The organism is Beutenbergia cavernae DSM 12333 (genome assembly GCF_000023105.1).
Classification (GTDB): Bacteria; Actinomycetota; Actinomycetes; order Actinomycetales; family Beutenbergiaceae; genus Beutenbergia; species Beutenbergia cavernae.
Map to the genome: position 1 here is coordinate 2,176,455 of NC_012669.1, position 15,946 is coordinate 2,192,400.

14 protein-coding genes and 2 riboswitches are annotated in these 15,946 nt (G+C 73.8%); of the genes, 10 read left to right on the forward strand and 4 right to left on the reverse strand.

The genetic code is table 11. From position 1 onward, the window contains the following. Window positions 1-2 precede the first annotated feature (2 nt). Window positions 3-1,091, reverse strand: a complete 1,089-nt coding sequence (locus tag BCAV_RS09630; RefSeq protein WP_015882407.1) for a polyprenyl synthetase family protein — start codon at window positions 1,089-1,091, stop codon at window positions 3-5. 120 nt (window positions 1,092-1,211) lie between these two features. Here BCAV_RS09630 and BCAV_RS09635 point away from each other — a divergent pair, with 120 nt between their 5' ends. The 6 genes from BCAV_RS09635 to BCAV_RS09660 all read left to right on the forward strand — a co-directional run bounded on the left by BCAV_RS09635 (window position 1,212) and on the right by BCAV_RS09660 (window position 9,295). After that, window positions 1,212-2,354 carry a DUF4192 domain-containing protein gene (locus BCAV_RS09635; protein WP_015882408.1) on the forward strand — a complete coding sequence of 381 codons (1,143 nt, stop codon included), beginning with the start codon at window positions 1,212-1,214 and terminating at the stop codon, window positions 2,352-2,354. Between the two features lie 82 nt (window positions 2,355-2,436). Then, entirely contained in the window at window positions 2,437-2,832 is a 396-nt protein-coding gene (locus BCAV_RS09640; RefSeq protein WP_015882409.1) for a universal stress protein, read from the forward strand. 80 nt (window positions 2,833-2,912) lie between these two features. Further along, window positions 2,913-3,004, forward strand: a riboswitch (glycine riboswitch). Then, a riboswitch (glycine riboswitch) is annotated at window positions 3,005-3,107 on the forward strand. Between the two features lie 31 nt (window positions 3,108-3,138). Then, window positions 3,139-4,284, forward strand: a complete 1,146-nt coding sequence (gene gcvT, locus BCAV_RS09645; protein WP_015882410.1) for a glycine cleavage system aminomethyltransferase GcvT — start codon at window positions 3,139-3,141, stop codon at window positions 4,282-4,284. 26 nt (window positions 4,285-4,310) lie between these two features. Then, window positions 4,311-4,685: a glycine cleavage system protein GcvH gene (gene gcvH, locus BCAV_RS09650; RefSeq protein WP_015882411.1), complete on the forward strand. Its 375-nt coding sequence runs from the start codon at window positions 4,311-4,313 to the stop codon at window positions 4,683-4,685. Then, window positions 4,678-7,545: an aminomethyl-transferring glycine dehydrogenase gene (gene gcvP, locus BCAV_RS09655; protein ID WP_015882412.1), complete on the forward strand. Its 2,868-nt coding sequence runs from the start codon at window positions 4,678-4,680 to the stop codon at window positions 7,543-7,545. Before gcvH ends, gcvP begins: the two co-directional genes overlap by 8 nt. A 250-nt stretch (window positions 7,546-7,795) precedes the next feature. Further along, window positions 7,796-9,295, forward strand: a complete 1,500-nt coding sequence (locus BCAV_RS09660) for an RNA polymerase sigma factor (RefSeq protein WP_015882413.1) — start codon at window positions 7,796-7,798, stop codon at window positions 9,293-9,295. 78 nt (window positions 9,296-9,373) lie between these two features. Here BCAV_RS09660 and BCAV_RS09665 read toward each other — a convergent pair whose 3' ends face one another. Then, window positions 9,374-10,117: a LysR family substrate-binding domain-containing protein gene (locus tag BCAV_RS09665; RefSeq protein ID WP_015882414.1), complete on the reverse strand. Its 744-nt coding sequence runs from the start codon at window positions 10,115-10,117 to the stop codon at window positions 9,374-9,376. Window positions 10,118-10,152: 35 nt separating this feature from the next. On the opposite strand from BCAV_RS09665, the gene BCAV_RS09670 reads away from it, so the two are divergent. Both BCAV_RS09670 and BCAV_RS09675 read left to right on the forward strand, forming a co-directional pair. Next, window positions 10,153-10,563 (forward strand): DUF5997 family protein, encoded by a 411-nt coding sequence (locus BCAV_RS09670; protein WP_015882415.1) that lies wholly within the window; start codon window positions 10,153-10,155, stop codon window positions 10,561-10,563. A 67-nt stretch (window positions 10,564-10,630) separates the two neighbouring features. Next, window positions 10,631-11,731, forward strand: a complete 1,101-nt coding sequence (locus tag BCAV_RS09675; RefSeq protein ID WP_015882416.1) for a GNAT family N-acetyltransferase — start codon at window positions 10,631-10,633, stop codon at window positions 11,729-11,731. A gap of 68 nt (window positions 11,732-11,799) precedes the next feature. Here the strand turns inward: BCAV_RS09675 and BCAV_RS09680 are convergent, their stop codons facing one another. Then, window positions 11,800-12,000, reverse strand: a complete 201-nt coding sequence (locus BCAV_RS09680) for a DUF7455 domain-containing protein (protein WP_043346947.1) — start codon at window positions 11,998-12,000, stop codon at window positions 11,800-11,802. Between the two features lie 171 nt (window positions 12,001-12,171). On the opposite strand from BCAV_RS09680, the gene BCAV_RS09685 reads away from it, so the two are divergent. Next, window positions 12,172-14,298: a DNA gyrase/topoisomerase IV subunit B gene (locus BCAV_RS09685; RefSeq protein ID WP_015882418.1), complete on the forward strand. Its 2,127-nt coding sequence runs from the start codon at window positions 12,172-12,174 to the stop codon at window positions 14,296-14,298. Here the strand turns inward: BCAV_RS09685 and BCAV_RS09690 are convergent. After that, entirely contained in the window at window positions 14,216-14,806 is a 591-nt protein-coding gene (locus tag BCAV_RS09690) for an rRNA adenine N-6-methyltransferase family protein (protein WP_015882419.1), read from the reverse strand. The two genes, BCAV_RS09685 and BCAV_RS09690, sit on opposite strands and share 83 nt — an antisense overlap. A gap of 97 nt (window positions 14,807-14,903) precedes the next feature. Between BCAV_RS09690 and BCAV_RS09695 the strand changes: the two genes are divergently transcribed. Further along, the gene (locus BCAV_RS09695) at window positions 14,904-15,926 is read left to right on the forward strand and encodes a GNAT family N-acetyltransferase (protein ID WP_015882420.1); all 1,023 of its coding nucleotides are present in this window, start codon (window positions 14,904-14,906) and stop codon (window positions 15,924-15,926) included. The last annotated feature ends 20 nt before the right edge of the window (window positions 15,927-15,946 follow it).

The window sequence follows — 15,946 nt, forward strand, 5'->3', positions numbered from 1 at the left end:
GCTCAGGCGACGCGCGCGACGGCGGAGCGCAGCAGGCGCTCCAGTCGCTCGGTCGAGCCGACGCCGGGGGGCGGGTCGGCCAGTGCCGCCAGACCTTCCTGCGCCCGTGCCTCGATCATCTCCTCGACGGCGTGCAGCGCACCCGAGGACGTGAGGATGCCCCGCAGCCGGGCGACGCCGTCGGCGTCGAGCCCCTGGTCGCCGACGGCGGAGCGCAGGTCGTCGGCGTCGGCGTCGTCGGCGAGCTCGAGACCGAGCGCCAGGAGCACTGTCCGCTTGCCCTCGCGCAGGTCGTCCCCGGCGGGCTTCCCGGTGACGGCGGGGTCGCCGAAGACCCCGAGGACGTCGTCGCGCAGCTGGAACGCCGTCCCCACGGGAAGGCCGACCCTGCTGCACCACGCGAGGACGTCGTCGTCGGCCCCGGCGAGCGCGGCGCCGAGCACGAGCGGGTGCTCCACCGAGTACCGCGCCGCCTTCGCCTCGATCACGCGCCGCGCGCGGTCGGCGTCCCCGGCGGGATCCCACGGGGCGAGCGCCGCGTAGACGTCGAGGTACTGGCCGAGCGTCACCTCGCCGGACATGTGGGCGTAGACCTCGTCCGCGCGTGCGGCGCGCTCGAGGGGCACCAGCCGGACGGCCCGCGCGAACGTCGACGAGCTGAGCATGAGCAGGAGGTCCCCGAGGAGGATGGCCCCCGCCTCGCCGAACCGGTCCGCGTCGCCGAGCAGGCCGGCCGCACGGTGCTCTGCGGCGAGACGGCGGTGGGCGGCGGGCGCGCCCCGGCGGACGTCCGACGCGTCCATGACGTCGTCGTGCACGAGTGCCGCCGCCTGGAACAGCTCGAGCGCCGCCCCCGCGAGCACGACCGGGTCGCCGGCGCTCGGGACCGCGCCGCCGGCCGCCTCCCACGCCGCGCAGCACAGGAGGGCGCGGAGCCGCTTCCCTCCGGTCGCGGCCTGGGCTGCGGCCGCGAGCAGCGGCAGCGACTCCGGCCCGATGGACGCGTAGGCGGCGCCGGCGGCATCCAGCGACTCGCCCACGCACTGCTCGACGAGCGCACGGTCGCGCTCGTCGGGATCGATGGTCGGCACGTGGTCAGCGTAGGCGAGTCGCGTGTCGCGGGTTGTCCCCGGATCGCGCTGCGTCCTGGGTCCGTGACGTCGTCCACACCGCGCCGACGAGCCCGGCAGCGAGCGCTGTGTGATGCCGTCATGAGCCCCTCATCCTCAGCCCCGCGTCCCACCTCCGGATCCGCCGACGTCGTCCCTGTCGTCCGCGCCAGCGAGCCACGCGAGATGCTCGCGTTCCTGCCCTACGCCGTGGGGTTCCACCCCAGCGACTCCGTGGTGGTGGCCTCGCTGCGCCCGCCACGCGGCCGGATCGGCCTCGTCGCGCGCCTCGACACGGCCGATCTCGCGGGTCCGGACGGCGACGCCGTCGCCGCCGCCCTCGCGCACCACCTCGCCCGCGACGGCGCGAGGCGCGTGTTCGTGGCCGTCTACACCGACCTGGATCCGGCCGAGGCGCGTGAGCCCGGGAGCGTCCCGGCGCGAGCTCTCGGTGCGTTCCTGGCGACGCCCGAGCTCCCCGAGGTGCTCGAGCCGTGGGTGGTCGGCCGCAGGGGGTACGCCGGGTGGCGATGCGCGGACGCCACCTGCTGCCCGGCTGCCGGCCGGCCGCTGCGCGAGCTGGACGGGACGCAGGTGGCTGCGCACATGGTGCTCGCGGGCGAGCGGCCCGCCCGGGACAGGTCGGATCTCGTGCCGCGACCGGAACCGAGCGGGCCGCGCCGTCGCGCGGCAGCCGCTGCGGCTCGGCGCGTGCGCCTCGCGCCCGGGGCGTCACGGTCCGAGCTCGCGGCATGGCGTGCCGAGCGGGCCGAGCAGGTGATCGGGCTGCTCGACGACGCCGACGGCGGCGGTGCCGGGCCCGCTCCTCGGGCGCTCGGCGAGCTGGCGGCCGGGCTCGCTGACACCGGCGTGCGGGACGTCGTGCTCGCGTGGCTCGTGCACCACGGCGTGGGAGCCGGGGCGTGCCCGAGCACGGGCGCCTGCGACCTCGACGTCGGGGCGGCGCTCGGTGCCGTGTTCCGACCGGGCGGCGTGCAGCCGCGTCCCGCGCTCCTCGCGCCGGCCCAGGGCGTGCTGGAGGCGGCCGCACGGGTGGCCCCGAGAGCGACGCGGGTGCACGTCCTCACCACGTTGGCGTGGGTGGCGTGGTGGAGCGGCGAGGGTGCACGGGCGGGTGCCCTGCTCGAGGCCGCGCTCGTGCTCGACCCGGACCACGCGCTCGCCGGACTCCTGGACGCGACGCTCGCGGGAGGGATCCCGCCCGGGTGGGCACGTTCGGCCTGACCGCTGCTGCCCCGTGCCGGGCCGGTGCCGTGGGGATCGGGTAGCCTCGCGGCACCTGGACACCGAGCCGAGGAGGGCCTCCATGCCGATCGTCGTGGGCTACCTGGCCACCGCGGAAGGGGAGGCCGCTCTCGAGGCGGCTCTCGCCGAGGCGAGGCGCCGCGAGGACCGCCTGGTCGTCGCCGTCTCGCAGCGACGCGGGGACGACGACGCGGCCGGTCTGGAGGAGCGCATCGAGGCGGTCCGCGACCGGCTCGACGCCGAGGGCGTCGGGTACGAGGTCCGGCAGGTGCAGCGCGGCAGCGACGTCGCCGACGACCTCATCGCCATCGCGGAGGAGACCGACGCGTCGCTCATCGTCATCGGGCTGCGCCGGCGCTCACCGGTGGGCAAGCTCATCCTCGGCTCCAACGCCCAGCGCATCCTGCTGGACGCACCCACCCCCGTGCTGGCGGTGAAGTCCGCAGGAGAGCGGTGATAGCGTGCCCGGCGGGCGCCAGGTGCCCGGCACACGCCGGGCAGAGCCGGAACCCACCACAACTGCACACGAGGCCATGACGAGTCGCGGCGGGAGAGCCCCCGGATCCCTGGGGGCACCGAAGGAGCAACGACCCCGCCAATCTCTCAGGTACCCGTACCGCCGTGACCAGGCCACTCTGGAAAGCAGGGCGCCCCGCGCCCTCGCCCAAGGTGAAAGGCTCCCCGACCAGCTGGGGCGCCGAAGCTCTCAGGCACCGCAACAGAGGGGGAACGCCCAGCTCGCCCCTGCCCCCGGAGCGCCGTCGTGACCGAACCCGCTGCAGTTCCCGCCCCACCCGTCTCGCCGCTGCTCCAGGAGCACGTGCGCGCTGGCGCGACCCTCACCGACTTCGCCGGTTGGCGCATGCCGCTCCGCTTCACCGGCGATCTCGCCGAGCACCACGCCGTGCGGCAGGGCGGTGGGCTGTTCGACCTCTCGCACATGGCGCAGATCGAGGTCACCGGCCCCGCCGCCGCAGCGGGCCTCGACGCATCGGTCGTCAGCCGCGTCGCCGCCCTGGAGGTCGGCCGCGCGCGGTACACGATGCTCCTCGCACCGGACGGCGGCGTCCTCGACGACGTGATCGTGTACCGGCTCGCCGCTGACGACTTCCTCGTGGTCGCGAACGCCGCGAACCGGCTGACCGTCCTCGACGCGCTCACCGCCCGCTGCCCGGGCACCGGCGTCGCCGTGACCGACCGGACGACGCAGCGGTCCCTCGTCGCGCTGCAGGGTCCGGTCGCCGAGCGCGTGCTCGGCACGCTCACCGACACCGACGTGACGGCACTGCGCTACTACACGATCGCCGCGGCCACCGTCGCCGGCGTTCCCGCGCTGCTCGCCCGCACCGGGTACACCGGCGAGGACGGGTTCGAGGTGTCCGTGCCCGCGTCGTCCGCCGTGAGCGTGTGGCGGGCGCTGCTCGAGGCCGGCGCGGCGGAGGGTGTCATCCCGTGCGGCCTCGCCGCCCGCGACTCGCTCCGGCTCGAGGCCGGCATGCCGCTGTACGGTCACGAGATCGACGCCACGACCACCCCGTTCGAGGCGGGACTCGGCCGGATCGTGCACCTGGACCCGGACCGCGAGTTCGTGGGCCGCGCCGCCCTGGAGCGACGCCGCGACGAGCCCGGTGCGCGGCGGCTCGTCGGGCTCGCGGGCGAGGGACGACGCGCGGCACGGGCGGGATACCCGGTGCTCGACGCGGACGGTGCCACGGTCGGCACCGTGACGTCCGGCGTGCTCTCGCCGACGCTGGGTCACCCCGTGGCGATGGCCCTGGTGCACGACCCCGCCGGCGCCCTCGTGCCGCCGTCGGACGACGCGCCGTCGAGCACCGTGCACGTCGACGTGCGGGGCCAGGCCCTGCCGATGTCCGTCGTGGCCCTGCCCTTCTACCGCCGCCCCCGCTGACAGCGCCCCACCCCGAGGAGACCCTCATGTCCGTCCCCACCGACCGCTCCTACACCGCCGAGCACGAATGGGTCCTCGTCGACGGGTCCGTCGCGACCGTCGGGATCACCGAGTTCGCCGCCGAGGCGCTCGGCGACGTGGTATTCGTCCAGCTCCCCGACGTGGGCGCCCAGCTCACGGCGGGGGAGGCGTGCGGCGAGATCGAGTCCACCAAGTCCGTGTCCGACCTGTTCGCGCCCGTCACGGGCTCGGTCATCGAGGTGAACTCCGCCATCGACGCCGGCCCCGAGACGGTCAACAGCGACCCGTACGGTGCCGGCTGGCTGTTCCGCGTCGAGATCGCCACCGCCGGTGAGCTTCTCGACGCCGCTGCGTACGCGGCGCTGACCAGCGGTGAGTGAGTTCGCGCGCCGGCACATCGGGCCGGACGAGGCCGAGACCGCCGCGATGCTGGCCACCCTCGGGCGACCGAGCGCCGGTCAGCTGCTCCGCGAGGCGATCCCGGAGGACATCGCGACCACGGCCGCCAGCTCGCTGCCGCACGCGGCCGACGAGGCGAGCGTGCTCGCGGAGCTGCGCGCGATCGCGTCGCGCAACACCGTGCGGACGTCGATGATCGGCCAGGGCTACTACGACACGCTGACGCCGTCCGTCCTCGTCCGCGGGATCCTCGAGAACCCCGCCTGGTACACGGCGTACACGCCGTACCAGCCGGAGATCTCGCAGGGCCGGCTCGAGGCCCTGCTCAACTTCCAGACGATGGTCGAGGACCTGACCGGCCTCCCGGTGGCCGGCGCGTCGATGCTCGACGAGTCGACTGCTGTCGCCGAGGCGATGCTCCTGGCCCGCCGCGTCGTGCGTGGCGAGGGCGGCACGTTCCTCGTCGACTCACGCACGTTCCCGCAGACGAAGGCGGTCCTCGCCACGCGCGCCGAACCCCTCGGCATCCGGCTCGCCGAGTTCGACCCGACGGCGGCGCCGGAGGAGAGCCTGCTCGAGGACGCGTTCGGGGCGGTGATCCAGTACCCGGCCGCCGACGGGCTCGTCTACCCCCGGTCCGCGGTCGAGGCGTGGGCCGCGGCGGTGCACGACCGGGGCGGGCAGCTCGTGCTCGCCGCCGATCTGCTGGCCCTCACGCTGCTGGCCTCGCCCGCCTCGCTCGGGGCCGACATGGCGGCGGGGACGACCCAACGGTTCGGTGTCCCGATGGGCTTCGGCGGGCCGCACGCCGGGTACCTCGCCGTGCGCGACGGGCTCCAGCGGCAGCTGCCCGGACGGCTCGTCGGCGTCTCCGTCGACGCGGAGGGTGCCCCCGCGCTGCGGCTCGCGCTGCAGACCCGGGAGCAGCACATCCGGCGCGAGCGGGCGACGTCGAACATCTGCACCGCCCAGGTGCTGCTCGCGGTGCTCGCCTCGATGTACGCCGTCTACCACGGGCCCACGGGGCTGCGCGCGATCGCCGAACGCGTGCACGGCCGGGCCGTGGAGCTGGCCGCCGAGCTGCGCGTCCGCGGGGCCGACGTCGTGCACGCGCGGTTCTTCGACACGCTCACCGTGCGGGTGCCCGGTCGCGCGGCGGAGCTCGCCCGGGCGGCGCTCGAGCGGGGCGTCACGATCTGGGTCGCCGACGCCGACACGGTCTCCCTCTCGTGCGACGAGGCGACGACGCCGTCCACGCTCGCCGCGGTGCTCGCCGCCGTCGACGAGGCCGCGCCGACGCCGGACGCTCACGTGGCCGAGGACGACGGTGCCGCCGCGCCGGCGGCGGACGACCTCGCCGACCTCTCTCGGGACGTCGACTACCTGCTGCACCCGGTGTTCAGCAGGTTCCACTCCGAGACGGCGATGATGCGCTACCTGCGCACGCTCGCCGACCGCGACTACGCCCTGGACCGGGGGATGATCCCGCTCGGGTCGTGCACGATGAAGCTCAACGCCGCCACCGAGATGGCGGCGATCACGTGGCCGGAGTTCGCGCGGATCCACCCGTTCGCTCCGCGAGGTGACGTCCAGGGGTACCTCGATCTCATCGGAACCCTCGAGGGCTGGCTCGCGGACCTCACGGGCTACGACGCCGTCCGGGTCCAGCCGAACGCCGGGTCGCAGGGCGAGCTCGCGGGGCTGCTCGCGGTCCGCCGCTACCACGAGGCGAACGGCGAGTCCGGGCGCGACGTGTGCCTCGTGCCCTCCTCCGCGCACGGCACGAACGCCGCGTCGGCGGTGCTGGCCGGGATGAGGGTGAAGGTCGTCGCGTGCGACGACGGCGGCAACGTCGACGTCGAGGACCTGCGCCGCGTCCTCGCGGCGCACGACGGCGAGGTCGCCGCCATCATGGTGACCTACCCGAGCACCCACGGCGTGTACGAGTCGAGTATTCGGGAGATCTGCTCACTCGTCCATGACGCAGGCGGGCAGGTGTACATCGACGGCGCGAACCTCAACGCGCTCCTCGGTGCGGCCCGGCCGGGGGAGTTCGGCGGCGACGTCTCGCACCTCAACCTCCACAAGACGTTCTGCATCCCGCACGGGGGCGGCGGCCCGGGCGTCGGACCCGTCGCCGCCCGGTCCCACCTCGTGCCGTACCTGCCGGGTCACCCGCTCGATCCGGCGGACGGCCCGACCGACGGCGCGGTGAGCGCTGCGCCGTACGGGTCGGCGTCGATCCTGCCGATCAGCTGGGCGTACGTGCGGCTCATGGGCGCCGAGGGCCTCCTCGCGGCGACCCGTGCGGCGGTGCTGTCGGCGAACTACGTCGCGTCCCGCCTGGAGGAGCACTTCCCGGTCCTGTACCGCGGGAACGGCGACCTCGTCGCGCACGAGTGCATCCTCGACCTGCGTCCCCTGACGAAGGAGACCGGCATCACCGTCGACGACGTCGCGAAGCGACTGATCGACTACGGCTTCCACGCGCCGACGATGAGCTTCCCGGTCGCGGGCACGCTCATGGTCGAGCCGACGGAGAGCGAGGACCTGCGGGAGATCGACCGGTTCTGCGACGCGATGATCGCGATCGCGGGCGAGGCGCGGGCGGTCGCCGACGGCGAGTGGTCCGCCGAGGACAACCCGCTCGTCAACGCGCCGCACACGGCGGTGAGCCTCGTGGGGGACTGGGCGCACCCGTACTCCCGGGCGCAGGCCGTGTTCCCGGTGCCCGGCATCGAGCGGAACAAGTACTGGCCGCCGGTGCGCCGGATCGACGGCGCGTTCGGCGACCGCCACCTCGTGTGCAGCTGCGCCGGGATCGAGGCCTACGCGACCTGACGTGCCCGGCGCACCCACGTGCGCCGGGAGCGGTCGGACCCGGTCGCCGTCGCGCGGGAACAGAACGGCGGAGCCCCGCGTTGTACCCGGTTGATTGACAGCACCCGCCCGTCGGCATGCCCGGAAGTGCCGCGTCGGAGGCAGGTCGCCGGTTATAATTGAGGGGCTGGAGGCGGTGGAGCACCGCACCGCACGCCGAAGGCCCCCGAACCCCGCCGAAAGGTTCTCTGTGTCGTCTCCTCGTATCGCCATGCCCGAGCTCCCTCGCGAGTTCCAGCACGCCGCTCTCCAGGACGTCGTCCGCCACGGCCGTGTGCACGGGCGGGTCGCCGCTGAGGAGTTCCAGGCGGCGTGCTCCAGCGCGCACGTGGCGCCCCGTCGCCTCGCGACGGTGCTGCGCGCGTTCGTCTCGCTCGGGATCGAGATCAGCGCCCCCGCTGCCCCCGCAGCCGCGGCGGCCCGGTCCACGACGTCGAGCACCGCCGTCGTCGAGGACGCGCCGGCCCCGAAGCGCGCTCGCGCCACGAAGACCAGCTCTGCGGCGTCCGCCAAGGCCGCGCCGAAGAAGGGCGCCGTCAAGCCCGCCGCCAAGACGACCTCGAAGACGAAGGCCGCCCCCGCCCCGAGCGACGAGACCGAGGAGGTCGAGCTCGAGGAGGTCGACGTCGCCGAGGACGCGGTGGACGTCGACGACGCGACCGAGGCGACCGAGGGCGACGCCGCCGAGGGCGGCGCGGCGAAGACCGCGAAGACCGGCACGGACGAGACCGAGGACAAGGGATTCGTCTACTCCGACGCGGACGACGACGACGCGCCGGCGCAGCAGGTGGTCACGGCGGGTGCGACTGCCGACCCCGTGAAGGACTACCTCAAGCAGATCGGCAAGGTCGCGCTGCTGAACGCGGAGCAGGAGGTCGAGCTCGCGAAGCGCATCGAGGCCGGCCTGTTCGCGGAGGAGACGCTCGCCGCGGGCGGCTCGATGGAGTTCAAGCTGCGCCGCGAGCTCGAGTGGATCGCCGCCGACGGGCGTCGGGCGAAGAACCACCTGCTCGAGGCGAACCTGCGCCTCGTGGTCTCCCTGGCCAAGCGCTACACCGGCCGCGGGATGCTGTTCCTGGACCTCATCCAGGAGGGCAACCTCGGTCTGATCCGCGCCGTCGAGAAGTTCGACTACACCAAGGGCTACAAGTTCTCGACGTACGCCACGTGGTGGATCCGGCAGGCGATCACCCGCGCGATGGCGGACCAGGCGCGCACCATCCGCATCCCGGTGCACATGGTCGAGGTCATCAACAAGCTCGCCCGCGTGCAGCGGCAGATGCTCCAGGACCTGGGCCGCGAGCCCACCCCGGAGGAGCTCGCCAAGGAGCTCGACATGACCCCGGAGAAGGTCGTCGAGGTCCAGAAGTACGGCCGCGAGCCGATCTCGCTGCACACCCCGCTCGGCGAGGACGGCGACAGCGAGTTCGGTGACCTCATCGAGGACTCCGAGGCCGTGGTGCCGGCCGACGCCGTGAGCTTCACGCTCCTGCAGGAGCAGCTACACGCGGTGCTCGACACGCTCTCGGAGCGCGAGGCCGGCGTCGTCTCGATGCGGTTCGGCCTGACCGACGGCCAGCCGAAGACGCTCGACGAGATCGGCAAGGTCTACGGCGTCACGCGCGAGCGGATCCGCCAGATCGAGTCCAAGACGATGTCGAAGCTGCGTCACCCGTCGCGGTCGCAGGTTCTGCGCGACTACCTGGACTGAGTCTCGAGCTCACGAGGAGCCCCGTCACCCCTGGTGGCGGGGCTCCTCGCGTTGCGGCCCGGGTGGGCCGGCCGTGCCTCAGCGCCGGCCGCCCCGGCGCGCGCGACGGCTGCCCGGCGCGCCGCTGCGGCCCCGCGCTCGGCTGGGCGCGCGAGCGGCTCCGGCCCGGGGCGCACCGGCACGTGCGGGATCGCTCGCGGCGTCGGCCTCACCCGGTGCCGGGCGACGTCCGCGCGAGCTGTTCGCCGTGCGGCCCCGGACGACGCCGACGAAGTCCTCGATCCGGTCGTCGTCGCGCTCTCGCGGCCAGGCGAGGCCGACCTGCGACGTGGGTCCGTCCCGCAGCGGGACGGAGGCCACGTCCTTGCGCTGGTGCGCCCGGGCGAGGGACATCGGCACGGCCAGCACACCGGCACCGGCGGCGACGAGCTCGACCGCCTGCGCCGTCGTCCGCGGCGTCACGCCGGCGAACGGCTCGCCGGGCGGGTCCGCCCAGGCGAGCACGTCATCGACGGGCACGAGGAGCGTCTCGCCGGCAAGGTCGCCCGGCTCGACCTCGTCGGCGGCTGTCAGGACGTGGTCGCGCGGCACGACGACGACCGTCGCCTCGGTCCACAGCGGGATGGCGTGGAACTCGTCGGTCGGCATCGGGAGCCGGACGAACCCGACGTCAGCGACGCCGTCGGCCAGCATCCGCACCTGGTCGGCCGCCTCGGCGTGGACGAGCTCGAGCGGGACCCGCGAAAAGCGCCCCCGCCAGGTGGCCACCCAGCGGCCCGGGCTCACGCCGGGCACCAGCAGCAGCCGAAGCGTGGGGTCCACGCGGACAAGGGTAACGATCGCCGTACCCTGGCGGGGTGAGCAGCTCTCGATCCTCCCAGACCATGAAGCCCGCGACGGCGGCCCGCAAGCTCGACGTGTACCTGCCGGCCACACCGGCGGAGTTCCGCACGGGCACGGTGACGCGGGAGGAGCTCGAGGAGCTGCAGCGGAACCCGCCGGAGTGGCTCGTGACGCTGCGGCGGGACGGTCCGCACCCGCGCTCGGTCGTCGCCGGACGGCTGCGGGTGTCGATCGGCGGCCTCGCCCGCGGGGGTGTCACGGAGGCGTTGACGACGGCGCAGATCCAGGAGCTGCACGACGATCCGCCCGCGTGGTTGCGCCACGAGCGCGCGGTGCACGCCGAGGTCCGGCGCGAGGAGAAGCGGCTCGCGCAGCAGCGGGCGGGCGAGGACTCGCAGCGCTCGGACGACGACGCCGACGGCTGAGCCACGCGCGAGGGGCCCAACGGAAAAGCGCTCGGCCGAGCACCGGCGACGCCCGTACCGTGCCGCCATGACCGACCTGCGCCTCGCACCGATCGCCGAGCGGGCCGACCCACCCGCGACGCTTCCTCCGCTCACCGCCGGTGGACTGTCTTGGCGCCCGGCCACCGCGGCCGACGCCGCCGACCTCCTGGCCCTGCGGAACGCCGTCGCCGTCGCCGACGACGCCCCGTACCGCGAGACCGAGGCCGAGGTCGCCGACCTGTTCGCGGCGTCCTGGCGCGACTTCTCCACCGACTCCCTCCTCGGCTACGACGAGGCGAATGTCCTGCGCGCCTACGCCCTCGCCGACACGCGCCCGGGGGACACCGGCACCGTGCGGGCGTTCCTGTGGGGCGCCGTCCACCCGGAGCGCCGCGGGGAGGGGATCGGGCGGGAGGTCCTGGCGTGGCTCGTCGGCCGCGGACGGCAGCTTCTCGCCGCCAGCGGGAAGGACGTCCCGGCACGCCTCGTGACCTACGCCGAGGACGACGCGCCGGGCTCGCAGCACCGGATGTTCGAGCACGCCGGCTTCGAGGCGCGGCGCTTCTACTCGGACCTGCGCAGGGACCTCGAGGTCTCGGTGCCCGACATCAGGCTCGGCGAGGGTCTGCGGCTCGTGCCGTGGTCACCGGAGCTCGACGAGCCGACGCGCCTGGCGCACAACGACGCGTTCCGCGACCACTGGGGCAGCGAACCGCAGGACACCGAGACCTGGACGAGCGGCCGCTCGGAGTTCGCACCTGCGTGGAGCGGCCTCGTCCTGGACACCGCGCCCGACGTCGAGCGACTCCTGGGTGCTGACGACACCGACGCCGAGACGGCGGCCTCGCTCCGCGCCGGCGCCCCTCTCGTGGTCGGCTACCAGCTCGCGTCCCGTTACGACTCCGATTTCGACGTGCGCGGCTACCGGTTCGGGTACACGGACGCGCTGGGCGTGCGACGGGCCTATCGCGGACGTCGCATCGCGCCCGCGCTGCTCAGCGCGGCGATGCGGGCGTTCGCAGCCGACGGCATGCGCTACGCCGTGCTCGACGTCGACACCGCGAACCCCACCGGGGCCGCGGGTCTGTACGCCAGCCTCGGCTACGAGAAGGTCTCGGGCTCGCGGATGTACTCGATCGAGCTCTGACCCGGCCAGCGAACGACGACGGCCGCACCCCGGGCGTGGGGTGCGGCCGTCGTCGTTCGGGCCTCAGCTCAGCGACGGTCGGACTGGTCCTCCGAGAGGAGTCGGTCGGACTCGTCGAGGATGTCGGTCGCGATCTCGCTGAAGGCGGGCGCGTGCTTGCGCCCGTGGTGGGCGCAGAAGTACAGCTCGCCGCTCGGCAGCGAGACGCGGACGTAGGCCTGAGCGCCGCACCGGTCGCACCGGTCCTCGGCGGTCAGCTGGGGGCTCATGGTCGCTGTCACATCCACATACAACCACCGGCCGCTCGGATCCATCCCCGAACGGGCGCCCGGTTCGCTCACCGCGTACATCGCGCGAGACGCAGGTCACACCCCCGGCGCCGCCCGCGGGCTCCGGCGAGGCGTGACGGCCGCGTGGGCGGACGTCCGTACGATGAACCGGTGACCACCGCAGCGCCCGAGTCGACCTACACCGCACGGCACCTGTCCGTGCTCGAAGGGCTCGAGGCCGTCCGCAAACGGCCCGGGATGTACATCGGCTCGACGGACTCGCGCGGCCTCATGCACTGCGTGTGGGAGATCATCGACAACTCCGTGGACGAGGCGCTCGGCGGCCACGGCGAGGCGATCGACATCGTGCTGCACCCGGACTCCTCGGTGGAGGTCCGTGACTCCGGTCGCGGCATCCCGGTCGACACCGTCGAACGCCTGGGGCTCTCCGGCGTCGAGGTCGTGTTCACCAAGCTCCACGCCGGCGGGAAGTTCGGCGGCTCGTCCTACGGCTCCTCGGGCGGGCTCCACGGCGTCGGCGCGTCGGTCGTCAACGCGCTGTCGGCGCGGCTCGACGTCGAGGTGGACCGGGCGGGCAAGACCTACCGCATGACGTTCCGGCGCGGCGAGCCGGGGACGTTCGACGACGGCGCGGTGCCGAGCCCGGAGGCGCCGTTCGCGCCGTTCACCGACCACTCCGAGCTCGCCGTCGTGGCGAAGGTGCCGCGCGGGCGCACCGGCACCCGCGTGCGCTACTGGGCAGACCGGCAGATCTTCCCGGTCTCGGCGGCGTTCGCGTACGACGAGCTGCTCACGCGCGCCCGGCAGACGGCGTTCCTCGTGCCGGGGCTGTCCATCACGGTGCGCGACGAGCGCCGGCTGCCCGGGACGCCCGGGGAGGGCGGCGTCGTCGAGGAGGTCTTCCGGTACGACGGCGGCGTGCGGGACTTCGCCGACTACCTCAGCCCTGATGCGTCGGTCACCGACACCTGGCTCCTGCGGGGCTCGGACACGTTCACCGAGAGCATCCAGGCGCTCGACGACGCCGGGCACCTGCGTGCGCAGGAGGTGGAGCGCACGTGCGAGGTGGACGTCGCGCTCCGCTGGGGGATCGGCTACGAGACCGAGGTCCGCAGCTTCGTCAACATCATCGCGACGCCCAAGGGCGGCAGCCATCTGGCCGGGTTCGAGCAGGGCCTGCTCAAGACGGTCCGCAAGCAGGTCGAGGTCAACGCGCGTCGCCTCAAGCTCACGGGCAAGAACGGCAAGGAGCGGATCGAGAAGGACGACGTCATGGCCGGTCTCACGGCCGTGGTCACGGTCCGGCTCCCCGAGCCGCAGTTCGAGGGCCAGACGAAGGAGGTCCTCGGCACCGCCCCGGTGCGCGCCATCGTCGCCCGGGTCGTCGAACGCGAGCTCACCGCGTTGCTGACCTCCACGAAGCGCGGCGAGAAGACGCAGGCGGCCGCGGTGCTCGACAAGGTGGTCGACGAGATGCGTGCCCGGGTGGCCGCGCGCACGCACAAGGAGATCTCCCGGCGCAAGAACGCCCTGGAGACGTCGTCCCTGCCGGCGAAGCTGGCGGACTGCCGCAGCGACGACGTCGACCGCTCCGAGCTGTTCATCGTGGAGGGGGACAGCGCGCTCGGCACCGCCAAGCTGGCCCGTGACTCGGACTTCCAGGCGCTCCTGCCGATCCGCGGGAAGATCCTCAACGTCCAGAAGGCGTCCCTCGCCGACATGCTCAAGAACCTCGAGTGCGCGGCGATCATCCAGGTCCTGGGCGCGGGTTCGGGGCGGACGTTCGAGCTGGAGGCCGCGAGGTACGGCCGGGTCGTGCTCATGACGGACGCCGACGTGGACGGCGCCCACATCCGCACGCTGCTGCTCACGCTGTTCTTCCGGTACATGAGGCCACTGGTGGAGGCGGGTCGCGTGTTCGCCGCCGTCCCGCCGCTGCACCGCGTGGAGATCTCAGGATCCGGAGGGCGCAAGCCGGAGGTCGTCTACACGTACTCGGAGTCGGAGCTGCGGCAGCTGCTCGCGAAGCTCGAGAAGTCCGGCCGGCGCTACAAGCAGCCCATCCAGCGCTACAAGGGGCTCGGCGAGATGGACGCGCACCAGCTGGCGGAGACGACGATGGACCCGGCGCACCGCACGCTGCGCAAGATCAGGCTCTCCGACCTCGAGCGGGCGGAGCAGGTCTTCGAGCTCCTCATGGGGAACGACGTCGCCCCGCGGAAGGACTTCCTCGTCGCCGGCGCCGCGGAGCTCGACCGGGACCGGATCGACGCCTGAGCGTGAGCACCAGCGCGTCGACGCTGGGCGAGGGCTCGAACGCCGTCCGCGGGATCGCGAGCGTCGTCTCCACCACCCAGCGCGGGTCGTCCGCGTGCGCCCGGGCCAGGTTGCGGGCCGTGTCGTGGCGCAGCACGAGGTCGGCGCGCACGAGCAGGCGCGCGCCCAGCAGGTCGGCGACGATCGGACGCGCGAGGTGGAAGGGCGGGTTGGCCACGACCCGGAACGGTCGCGCCGGAAGCCGCAGGTCGCGGATGTCGGCCTCGACGACGGACACGGACCGTCCGTCGAAGCGCTCGCGCAGCCGTTGCACGCGTCCCGCGTGCCGTTCGAGCGCGATGACTCGTGCGCCGCGATCGACGAGCGGGCCGGTCAGCGCCCCGGCGCCGGCGCCCAGGTCGAGCACGGTGTCCCCGTGCTCCACGCCCGCCCGGTCGACGAGCGTGGACGCCCAGTCAGGCGAGAGTCTGAAGTAGCTCCATCGGGAGCGTCCGTGTCCCCCGGACACGACGGACCTGCATCATGCACGTGATCATGCGGCGAGCGTAGGTCGCGTCGTCGCGCGCCAGCCAGGCAATATCGGCGCCGGCTCCTAGGCTGATGGCGTGATCGCACCCCTTGCCGACCGGGCCGCCGCCCCGGAGGTCCTGCCCGTGCCGGACGCGGCGGGTCTCGCCTGGGCTCCCGTCCCGGCCGCTGCCGACGCCGACCTCCTCGAGCTCGTGCGTGCGAGCGAGACGGCCGACGCCACCCGGAGCCGGACGTCGGCAGACCAGGTCGCGATGCTGTTCGCGTCACCGTGGTTCGATGCTGCGTCGGACTCCTTGGGCGGACGTGACGCGGACGGCGTCCTGCGTGCCGCCGCGTTCGTGCAGCACGTGCCGGACGAGCCCGACATCGCCCGCGTCGTCGTGAGCGGGACGGTGCATCCCGACGCGCGGGGCGCCGGGGTGGGGACGGGTCTGCTGAGCTGGGCGCTCGGCCGGGCACGCCAGATCCTCGCGACGATGCGCCAGGACCTTCCCGGGCGGATCTCCGTTTGGCTCGAGGAGGAGCAGGTGCAGGCGCGCGCCCTGCACGAGGCAGCGGGGTTCGTGCCGGTCCGCTACTTCCACGACATGCGGCGTGACCTCGCCCAGGAGCTGCCCGACGTCGTCGTCCCCGCGGGCCTCGAGCTCGTGTCGGACCGGGTCGATCTGGCCGAGGCGGTGCGGCTGGCGCACAACGAGGCGTTCGCCGACCACTGGGGCTCGCAGCCGATCCCGCGCGAGCGGTGGGAGCTGTGGATGGGCAGGGTCGTCCCCGAGTGGTCCTACGCGATCCTCGACACGTCCGGCGGGACCGAGGAGGTCGCCGCCTACCTCATCTCGAGCAAGCCCGAGGAGAACTGGGCGTCGCAGGGGTGGACCGACGGTCACACCGAGCTGCTCGGAGTCCGCCGGGCGTGGCGCGGGCGACGGCTCGCCCCGGCGCTGCTCGCGGCGGCGATGCACGCCTACCGGGCTGCCGGGCTCGAGTTCGCGACGCTCGACGTCGACACGGAGAACCCGAGCGGCGCCCACACGCTGTACGGGGCGCTCGGCTACGAGCGGACCGGGACGTCGGTGCTCTCGGTGATCGACCTCTGAGCGGGCCGACGGCGTCCCGT